Raw genomic sequence first — 9,782 nt, 5'->3', positions numbered from 1 at the left:
CACCTCGCCCGGCCCGCCGGGCCCGCCCCGCGCCGGCCGGGGCGGGCGCGACGATGCGACGAGCTCGGCCGGATCGGCACTGCCCGGGTCGAGCGCGGCAGGAGGGGGGACCGTCGCCATCCAAGCGCCCAGCCGGTCCTTCTCGTGCAGCAGGTCACGGATGTCGAGCTCGGCGTACTCGAACTCCGGGCTCCACCACAGCGCGTCGAACGGGCACACCTCGACGCAGATCCCGCAGTACATGCACAACGAGAAGTCGATCGCGAAGCGGTCCAGCACGTTGCGCTGGCGCGCCCGCCCGCCCGGTGTGGTCGCTGGGATCTCCTCCTTGTGGGAGTCGATGTAGATGCACCAGTCGGGGCACTCGCGCGCGCACAGCATGCAGGACGTGCAGTTCTCCTCGGTGAGCGCGATGACGCCGCGCGACCGCGGTGGCAGCTTGGGGGCGACGTCGGGGTACTCCGCCGTGTGCGTGTGGCGGGTCATCGTGCGCGCCGTCGCCGCGAGGCCCTTGACGAGACCCGGCAGTATGCCGCTGGGCTTGCTCGCGTGCCGCCCTCCCTGTCGGGTGGACCGGGTCTCCATCGGTCCGCTCGACGTCGAGTGTGCAGGTGGCGTCGTACCAGCTTCGGTCGAGTGCGCAGAATCTGCCGACTCGGTCATCGCATCATCACCACCCCCACAGCCGTGATCGCGAGCTGCAGCAGCGCGATCGGGACGAGCCAGACCCAGGCGAGGCGCTGGAGCTGGTCCTCGCGCAGCCGCGGCCACGACACGCGGAGCCAGATGATGACCACTGCGACGACGAAGCCCTTGAGCAGCGTCCAGAGCCAGCCGAGCCAGTCCTCCACCGGCCCCGACCAGCCGCCGAGCCAGGCGACCGCGAACAGGAGGGAGAAGACGACGATCCCGGCGTACTCGGCGAGCAGGAAGAAGGCGAAGCGCAGGCCGGTGTACTCGGTGAAGACGCCGAACACGAGCTCGGAGTCGGCGATCGGCATGTCGAAGGGCGGACGCTGCAGCTCCGCGACCGCCGCCACGAAGAAGACGAGCGCACCCGGGGCCTGCCAGAGCAGCCACCAGGGCGTCCAGGCCTCGGCGATGCCGACGAGCGACAGCGTTCCGGCCGCCAGCGCGACGGATGCGACGGCGAGCACCATGGGCAGCTCATAGCTGAGCAGCTGGGCGGCCGCGCGCATGGCACCGAGGAGGGAGTACTTGCTCGCCGAGGCCCACCCGCCCATGAGGAGCCCGATGATCCCTACGCCCGTCGCGGCGAGGACGAGCAGCGCGCTGCCCGGCACGTCGGCGCCGACCACGGTGGGCGACAGCGGGATCACCGCCAGGGCGACGAGGTAGGGGATGAGCGCGACGAAGGGAGCGAGCCGGTACACCCACCGGTCGGCGCGCGCCGGTGTGATGTCCTCCTTCTGGACGAACTTCACGCCGTCGGCGACGAGCTGGGCCCACCCGTGGAAGCCACCGGCGTACATCGGCCCGAGCCGGCCCTGCATGTGGGCCATCACCTTGTGCTCGGTCTGCCCGACGAGCAGGGGCAGCACGAGGAACGCCGCGAGCACCGCGACGGCGCGCAGCACGACCTCGAGAATGGTCCAGCCCTCGCTCATCGCGGTCCCCACTCCGGCCCGGGCACGCCGGGAGCCTGCACGCGTCGACGTCCGGGTGACCCCTCGCCGTGCCCCTCACCCGGCTCCTTCGCGCCGGGCCACGGTTTGGACGCACGTGCCGCAAGGACGAACGACTTGCGCAGCGGGGTGCCCACGAACCCGTCGGGCAGAAGGAGCGGCCGCAGGCCGAGACCGGTCCCGTCGTCGAAGCCGTCGAAGTCGACGCCGAACATCTCGTGGGTCTCGCGCTCGTGCCAGGCCGCCCCGTGGAAGACGCCGGTGATCGACGGGACCGGCAGGCCCTCGGGGGCCCGAGTGCGCAGGAGGACGGACTCGAGGCGGCCGGGCCCACCCGCACCCGCCACACGGATGAGGTGGCAGACGATGTCGAAGCCGGCAACAGCGGCCTCGTGCTCGGTCTGCAGGGCGTCCGTCTGGTCGACGGCGGTGAGCCAGTCGAAGTAGGAGTAGCCCTCGTCGCGGAGGGTGAGCACGGTCGAGGACCACTCCCCGAAGGGCACGTCGCGGACGTCAGTGACCTTCACGGGTCACCGCCTCGCCATCAGTCCGTATGCCGCTGGGCTTGGTCACGATCGGACGGCTCACATCGCCTGCGGTGGCCAACCGGGTCCCCGCGTAGCGGCTGCGAAGCTTGGCGCCGGACAGTCGCTCCTTGGCGATCTGCTCCTGGAGCCGGATGATGCCGTGGAGCAGGGCCTCGGGGCGCGGGGGGCACCCGGGCACGTAGACGTCGACCGGGATGACGGTGTCGACGCCCTTGGTGACGGAGTACGAGTCCCAGTAGGGGCCGCCGGAGTTCGAGCAGGCGCCGAAGGAGATGACGTACTTCGGCTCGGGCATCTGGTCGTAGAGTCGCCGGATCGCCGGGGCCATCTTGTCGGTCACCGTCCCCGAGACGACCATCAGGTCCGCCTGGCGCGGACCGGGGGCGAACGGGATGACGCCCAGACGGATGAAGTCGTGCCGGCCCATGGACGTTGCGATGAACTCGATCGCGCAACACGCGAGCCCGAAGTTGAAGACCCACAGCGAGTAGCGGCGGCCCCAGTTGAGCACGACCTTGATGGGCTTCGGGGCATGCTCGCCGAGTACGCCCACCCGACCCTCGAGGGGGCGGACCGTCGGCATCGGCAGACCAACCGGATCGCTCATCGCACCCACCTCATCACACCCACCTGAGCAGACCACGGCGGGCCGCGTGTGCCAGCCCGAGGACGATGACGCCGATGAAGATGCCCATCTCGACGAGGCTGGCCATGCCGATGTCCGCCGACCTCAGCACGTGGGCCCAGGGGAAGAGGTAGACCGCGTCGACGGCGAAGACGACATAGAGGAAGGCGTAGACGAAGTAGCGGACCTTCGTCTGCGCCCAGCCCTCACCAACCGGGTCCACGCCGGACTCGTAGGTGGTCAGCTTGCCCACGTGCGGGGCGTGGGGGGCGAGCAGCCGGCGGACGACCATGGCGACCGTCACGAGCAGCACGCCGGCCACGAGGACGGCTGCGACGGCGACATACCCGGACATGCCGGCCAGCCTAGCGATGCCGGAACCGCCGTGGTGTCGAGTCAGGGCCGCACCCTGAACCGCTCCGGCCACATCGAGTGTGCAGCACGCGCCGCTCCGGCCTCGTCGAGTGTGCATTACCCGCCGGTCAGGCCTCGTCGAGTGTGCAGTACCCGCCGCCTCCGGGCATCGCAGGCCGGCGCGAAGTGCACACTCGACGAGGTGGGTGCGGCACTCCCGGGCGTGGGGCTGGGAGCGGGCCCAGCGGCATCCGGCCACGTCTGGGGAGGCACCACGTACGCAGGGCGACATGTCCATCAAGTGACAACCTGCACAAACCTGAACGTAGCGCGAACTAGCATGGGTAATGGCCCCTCGGGAAGACCTCGGCCAATGTCTAGGAAACGCATAGGACGTCGCAGAGCATGAGTACCAAACTGGTCCAGAAGCTCGATCGCGTGGTCATCAGGTTCGCCGGGGACTCCGGCGACGGCATGCAGCTGACCGGCGACCGGTTCACCTCGCAGACCGCGTTGTTGGGCAACGACCTGTCCACGTTGCCGAACTTCCCGGCGGAGATCCGTGCTCCGCAGGGGACGTTGCCGGGGGTGTCGAGCTTCCAGCTGCATTTCGCCGACCACAATGTCCTGACGCCGGGGGACCGGCCGGACGTCTTGGTGGCGATGAACCCGGCCGCGTTGAAGGCGAACCTGCGCGACCTGCCCCGTGGGGGCACGATCATCGTGAACACGGACGAGTTCAGCAAGCGCAACCTGGCCAAGGTGGGGTACGGCACGAACCCGCTCGAGGACGGCTCGCTGGAGAGCTATCACGTGCATGCGGTGGCGTTGACCTCGATCACGGTGGAGGCGCTGGCGCCGTTCGCGTTGCTGACCCGCAAGGAGAAGGAGCGGGCGAAGAACATGTTCGCGCTGGGCCTGCTGTCGTGGCTGTACACGCGGCCGATGCAGGGCACGGAGGCGTTCCTGAAGAGCAAGTTCGGCAGCAAGCCGGACATCCTCGAGGCGAACCTGGCGGCGTTGCACGCGGGCTTCCACTACGGGGAGACGACCGAGGACTTCGCGGTGTCCTACGAGGTATCGGCGGCGCCGATGCGGGCGGGGTCGTACCGCAACGTGACCGGCAACGTGGCGCTCTCGCTGGGGCTGGTGGCCGCGGCGCACCGGGCCGGGCTGCCGCTGTTCCTCGGGTCGTACCCGATCACCCCGGCCAGCGACATCCTGCACACGCTGGCCGCGCTGAAGCGGTACGGGGTGGCGACGATGCAGGCGGAGGACGAGATCGCCGGGGTCGGTGCCGCGCTGGGCGCCTCGTTCGGTGGCGCGTTGGGGGTGACGACGACCTCCGGGCCGGGGCTGGCGCTCAAGGCCGAGACCATCGGGCTGGCGGTGTCGCTGGAGCTGCCGCTGGTGGTGTGCGACATCCAGCGGGGCGGCCCGTCGACCGGGTTGCCGACCAAGACGGAGCAGGCCGACCTGCTGCAGGCGCTGTTCGGGCGCAACGGGGAGTCCCCGGTGGCGGTGGTGGCCCCGTCGACCCCGGCGGACTGTTTCGACATCGCGGTGGAGGCGGTCCGGATCGCGACGACCTACCGCACCCCGGTCATCGTGCTGTCGGACGGGTACCTGGCCAACGGGTCGGAGCCGTGGCGGCTGCCCAGGACCGCGGAGCTGCCCGACCTGACCGTGGAGTTCGCGACCGAGCCGAACGACGTGACGGCCGACGGGGCGCCGGTGTACCACCCGTACCGGCGGGACCCGCAGACGCTGGCCCGGCCGTGGGCGATCCCGGGCACGCCCGGCCTGGAGCACCGGATCGGCGGGATCGAGAAAGCCGACGTGACCGGCAACATCTCCTACGACCCGGACAACCACGACAAGATGGTCCGGCTGCGCCAGGCCAAGATCGACGGCGTCGCGGACACGATCGACCCGCTGGCGGTGGACGACCCGACCGGCGACGCGGAGGTCCTCGTGCTGGGCTGGGGCTCGACCTACGGCCCGGTCGCGGCCGGGGTGCGCCTGGCCCGGGCGACCGGGACCCGGGTGGCCCAGGCCCACCTGCGCCACCTCAACCCGTTCCCGGCCAACACCGGCGACGTGCTGCGCCGCTACCGCCGCGTGATCGTGCCGGAGATGAACCTCGGGCAGCTGGCGATGCTGCTGCGCGCGCAGTTCCTCGTCGACGTCCAGTCGCACACCGCGGTGCGGGGGCTGCCGTTCCAGGCCAGCGAGATCGCCGAGGTCATCAGCCATGTCATCGGAGACGCCGTGCCGGGCGCCAGCCCCGTTCCAGGGAGGGTGCCCGAGAGTGTGCCGGGGAACATGAACGAGAGCATGAAGGAGATGGCCAAGTGAGCACCACCGACCTCGGCCTGCCGGCCCACCCGGTGTCCCCGGACGCGGCCGGCGAGCGCCGCAGCGGCGTCGCCGGCGTGCCCGTCCTCGGCGAGGGCGAGGCGCTGAGCAAGAAGGACTTCACCTCCGACCAGGAGGTCCGCTGGTGCCCCGGCTGCGGGGACTACGCGATCCTTGCCGCGGTCCAGGGGTTCCTGCCGGACCTGGGCCTCAAGCGGGAGAACATGGTCTTCGTCTCCGGGATCGGCTGCTCCTCCCGGTTCCCGTACTACCTGGACACCTACGGGATGCACTCGATCCACGGCCGGGCCCCGGCGATCGCGACCGGGTTGGCGGCCACTCGCGAGGACCTGTCGGTCTGGGTCGTGACCGGGGACGGCGATGCGCTCTCGATCGGCGGCAACCACCTGATCCATGCGCTGCGCCGCAACGTCAACCTCAAGATCCTGCTGTTCAACAACGAGATCTACGGCCTGACCAAGGGGCAGTACTCGCCCACCTCGCAGCTGGGCCAGGTGACCAAGTCCACCCCGTTCGGCTCGCTCGACACACCGTTCAACCCGGTGTCCCTCGCGCTCGGCGCGGAGGCCGGCTTCGTCGCGCGGACCCTGGACTCGGACCGGCAGCACCTGACGTCGGTGCTGCGCCGGGCCGCGGAGCACCGCGGGTCCGCGTTCGTGGAGATCTACCAGAACTGCCCGATCTTCAACGATGGCGTCTTCGACGTCCTCAAGGACCGCACCCAGGCGCAGGCCCGGATCTTCCACCTGACCGACGGGCAGGAGGTCGTCGCGGGCGACGGCCCGGACCAGAAGGTCGTGGTGCGCGACGACCAGGGCGTCATGACGGTCGTCCCGCGCGCCGATGCCGACCCGACGCGCATCGTCGTCCACGACGCGTCGGCGACCAACCCCGCCGCCGCGTTCGCCCTCTCCCGGCTCGACTCGCACGAGCTGACCAGCGTGCCGATGGGCGTGTTCCGCGACGTGACCCGGCCCACCTACGACGACCTGCTCCGCGAGCAGGTCGACGCGGCCCGCACCGGCGAGATCACCGACGCCGACATCGACGCCCTGCTCGCCGGCCGGGACTCGTGGCAGGTGGGCGAAGCGACCGGAGCGTGACGACCGCCCCATCGGGCAGCCAGCAGCTCGCGTCGCCCCCGGAGCCGCACGGCGAGGTCGGGCGGGGCATGCTGTTCGGCTTCGCGGCCTACGGCATCTGGGGTCTCTTCCCGCTCTACTTCGATGCGCTGAAGCCTGCCAGCCCATGGGAGATCCTCGCGCACCGCATCCTCTGGACCCTGCTCTTCTGCATGATCCTGCTTGCGGTTCTGCGCGACATCGCCTGGCTGCGCCCGCTCCTGCGACGGCCGCGACTCATGGCGGGCATCACCATCGCCGCCGTCGTCATCGCCTTCAACTGGGTTCTCTATGTCACCGCCGTGACATCCGGGAACACGAGCGAAGCGGCCCTCGGCTACTTCCTCAACCCCCTGGTGACCGTCGCCCTCGGGGTCATCCTCCTCGGGGAGCAGCTTCGGCCGCTCCAGTGGGTCGCGGTGGCGATCGGGCTCGTGGCCGGGATCTACCTGGCCCTGGTGGGCGGTCGCGTCCCCCTCATGGCCCTCGGCATGGCCTTCTCCTTCGCGATCTACAGCCTGACCAAGAAGAAGGTCGGCGCGTCCCTCCAGGCGGTCCAGGGCCTGACGCTCGAGACCGTCATCCTCGCTCCCGTCGCAGCCGGGATCCTCCTCGTGATCTCGAGCCGGGGCGGCCTGGCGTTCGGGGCCCATGGCGCGACGCACACCTGGCTGCTCGTCGGGACCGGCGTCGCGACTGCGGTGCCCCTGCTGTTCTTCGCGGCTGCGGCGCGGCGCATCCCGCTCGTCAGCGTCGGGCTCATCCAGTTCATCACCCCGGTCATGCAGCTGCTCGTCGCGGTGCTCCTGCTCGGGGAGGTGATGTCAGCCCAACGGTGGATCGGCTTCGGCATCGTCTGGGTCGCGCTGGTCGTCCTCAGCATCGACTCCGTCCTCGCATTGCGCCGCGGCCGCCGAGCGGCTGCCGCCATCCCCGCCGACGACTACCCGCGCTGACCCGCGCTGCTGTCCATTCAAGGGGACAAACCACTCCCCCGATTGGGAGAGTGGGGGGATGGTCGGCATCGAGCTTCGGACCCGCACCGGACGACTCGTCATCACCGCTGCGGTGCTCGGATCCGGCATGGCCCTGCTCGACGGCACGGTCGTCAACGTCGCGCTCGTGCGCATCGGCGAGGACCTCGACGCGAGCCTGGCACAGCTCCAGTGGATCTCGAACGGCTACCTGCTGGCGCTCGCGTCGCTCATCCTGCTGGGCGGCTCGCTCGGCGACCGGTTCGGGCGACGCCGGGTCTTCGTCATCGGCGTCGTCTGGTTCGCCCTTGCCTCTCTCGCCTGCGGTCTCGCGCAGAGCCCCGGGCAGCTCATCGCGGCACGGATCCTCCAGGGTGTCGGCGGCGCGCTGCTCACGCCCGGCAGCCTGTCGATCATCCAGTCGGTCTTCCGGGAGGCCGACCGTGCCAAGGCCATTGGCGCGTGGTCCGGACTCGGTGGGATCGCGACGGCCATCGGCCCCTTCGTCGGCGGGTGGCTCGTCGAGTACGCCTCGTGGCGCTGGGCCTTCCTGCTCAACCTGCCCCTGGGCGCGGTCACCGTCTGGTTCGCCCAGACCGCCGTGCCGGAGACCCTTGACGAGGGCGCGCCTCGGCGGTTCGACGTCCTCGGTGCGACGCTGGCCACCGTGGCTCTGGCGCTCTTGACCTTCGCGCTGATCCAGTACGAGTCGCTCGGCCCCGGGGTCACCGTGACGCTCATCTTCCTCGCCCTGGCGGTCGGCGTCGCCTTCGTGGTCGTCGAGCAACGCAGCTCCCACCCGATGGTCCAGCCATCGCTCTTCCGTTCCCGCCAGTTCACCGCGGCCAACATCATGACGCTGCTCGTCTATGCGGCCCTCGGGGCGATGTTCTTCTTCCTCACCCTCCAGCTGCAGACCGTGCTCGGCTACGGGCCCTTGCTGGCTGGACTCGCCTCCCTGCCCGTCACGGTGATGATGCTCCTGCTGGCAGCCAAGGGCGGCGAGGTCGGGGCCCGCATCGGTCCGCGCCTGCCGATGACCATCGGGCCGATCGTGTGCGCGATCGGCACGTGGCTGCTCACGGGAGTGGGGGCCGGCGACTCGTACTGGACCTCCATCTTTCCCGGCGTCACCGTCTTCGGCCTCGGCCTCAGCATCCTCGTCGCGCCCCTCACCGCGACCGTTCTCGCCGCGGCCCCGGACCGGTGGGCGGGAGTCGCGAGCGGGGTGAACAACGCCGTGGCCCGGTCAGGCAGCCTGCTCGCGGTCGCCGCCCTTCCGGCCGTCGTCGGCCTCAGCGGGGCCGACTACCAGCGGCCGGAGGAGTTCGATGCGGGCTACGTGAGCGCCATGTGGATCTGCGCCGTCATGCTCGCCGGCGGCGGCGTCGTGTCCTGGCTGCTCATCCGGAACCCCGAGCCCAGCAAGATCTCCGGGGCCCAGCCCCCGACGCAGGTCACGGCCGGCGGGGAGCCAGCCCAGCGGCATACGGCACCTGCGGGGTGGTCCTGCGCGGGCTCGGAGGGGTGCCCCGGCACGGCGATCGGGAATGCAGCTCCTGTCACTGACATCGATGTGGTGCGAGGATCGGGACACTGACATCAGAAGCCCGAGGAGGCAGAGTGATGACCAGTCCGACCGCCACCACGGCGATCGCCGACTACTCGGACGACGACCTGGCCCTGGACCTGCGGTGGTGGGCCGCCGCGAACTACCTCACGGTCGGGCAGATCTACCTGAAGGACAACGCGCTGCTGCGCGAGCCGCTCACCATCGACCACATCAAGCCGAGGCTGCTCGGCCACTGGGGCACCTGCCCGGGCCTCTCGATGCTCTACGCCCTGCTCAACCGGCTCATCAAGCGCACCGGGTCCGACTGGCTCTACATCACCGGACCGGGACACGGTGGGCCCGCCCTCGTCGCGAACGCCTACCTCGAGGGCACCTACTCCGAGATCTACCCGGACGTGACCACCGACGCCGACGGCCTGCTCCGGCTGTTCCGCCAGTTCTCCACTCCCGGCGGCGTGCCGAGCCATGTCAGTGTCCAGACGCCCGGCAGCATCCACGAGGGCGGCGAGCTCGGCTATGCGCTCGCCCATGCCGCCGGGGCGGCGTTCGACCACCCGGACCT

9 protein-coding genes and 1 pseudogene are annotated in these 9,782 nt (G+C 70.4%); 5 read left to right on the top strand and 5 right to left on the bottom strand.

The genetic code is table 11. The features are described from left to right. The 5 genes from VJN29_RS02160 to VJN29_RS02140 form a co-directional block, all read right to left on the bottom strand. Positions 1-585: NADH-quinone oxidoreductase subunit I (locus VJN29_RS02160; protein WP_324141823.1), on the bottom strand; the 585-nt coding region annotated here is incomplete at its 3' end. A 74-nt stretch (positions 586-659) separates the two neighbouring features. After that, positions 660-1,628 (bottom strand): complex I subunit 1 family protein, encoded by a 969-nt coding sequence (locus tag VJN29_RS02155; protein ID WP_324141822.1) that lies wholly within the window; start codon positions 1,626-1,628, stop codon positions 660-662. Beyond that, positions 1,625-2,173 (bottom strand): NADH-quinone oxidoreductase subunit C, encoded by a 549-nt coding sequence (locus tag VJN29_RS02150; protein WP_324141821.1) that lies wholly within the window; start codon positions 2,171-2,173, stop codon positions 1,625-1,627. The genes VJN29_RS02155 and VJN29_RS02150 overlap by 4 nt, the downstream gene beginning before the upstream one ends. Next, on the bottom strand, positions 2,160-2,801 hold the full coding sequence (locus tag VJN29_RS02145; RefSeq protein ID WP_324141820.1) for an NADH-quinone oxidoreductase subunit B family protein: 642 nt from the start codon (positions 2,799-2,801) through the stop codon (positions 2,160-2,162). The genes VJN29_RS02150 and VJN29_RS02145 overlap by 14 nt, the downstream gene beginning before the upstream one ends. Before the next feature lie 13 nt (positions 2,802-2,814). After that, on the bottom strand, positions 2,815-3,174 hold the full coding sequence (locus VJN29_RS02140) for an NADH-quinone oxidoreductase subunit A (protein WP_324141819.1): 360 nt from the start codon (positions 3,172-3,174) through the stop codon (positions 2,815-2,817). Between the two features lie 404 nt (positions 3,175-3,578). On the opposite strand from VJN29_RS02140, the gene VJN29_RS02135 reads away from it, so the two are divergent. The 5 genes and pseudogenes from VJN29_RS02135 to VJN29_RS02115 form a co-directional block, all read left to right on the top strand. Continuing rightward, complete coding sequence (locus VJN29_RS02135; protein ID WP_324141818.1) at positions 3,579-5,531, top strand: 2-oxoacid:acceptor oxidoreductase subunit alpha; 1,953 nt, start codon at positions 3,579-3,581, stop codon at positions 5,529-5,531. Further along, a complete protein-coding gene (locus VJN29_RS02130) occupies positions 5,528-6,655 on the top strand; it encodes a 2-oxoacid:ferredoxin oxidoreductase subunit beta (protein WP_324141817.1) in 1,128 nt (375 codons plus the stop codon). The genes VJN29_RS02135 and VJN29_RS02130 overlap by 4 nt, the downstream gene beginning before the upstream one ends. A 68-nt stretch (positions 6,656-6,723) precedes the next feature. Continuing rightward, entirely contained in the window at positions 6,724-7,629 is a 906-nt protein-coding gene (rarD, locus tag VJN29_RS02125; RefSeq protein ID WP_414654309.1) for an EamA family transporter RarD, read from the top strand. A gap of 58 nt (positions 7,630-7,687) precedes the next feature. Then, positions 7,688-9,247: an MFS transporter gene (locus VJN29_RS02120; RefSeq protein WP_324141815.1), complete on the top strand. Its 1,560-nt coding sequence runs from the start codon at positions 7,688-7,690 to the stop codon at positions 9,245-9,247. Between the two features lie 26 nt (positions 9,248-9,273). Beyond that, positions 9,274-9,782 (top strand): annotated as a pseudogene (locus tag VJN29_RS02115) (phosphoketolase); the annotation flags it as partial.

Source organism: Intrasporangium sp. (genome assembly GCF_035280925.1).
GTDB lineage: Bacteria > Actinomycetota > Actinomycetes > Actinomycetales > Dermatophilaceae > Intrasporangium.
This window is presented reverse-complemented; position numbering and strand designations above follow the sequence as displayed.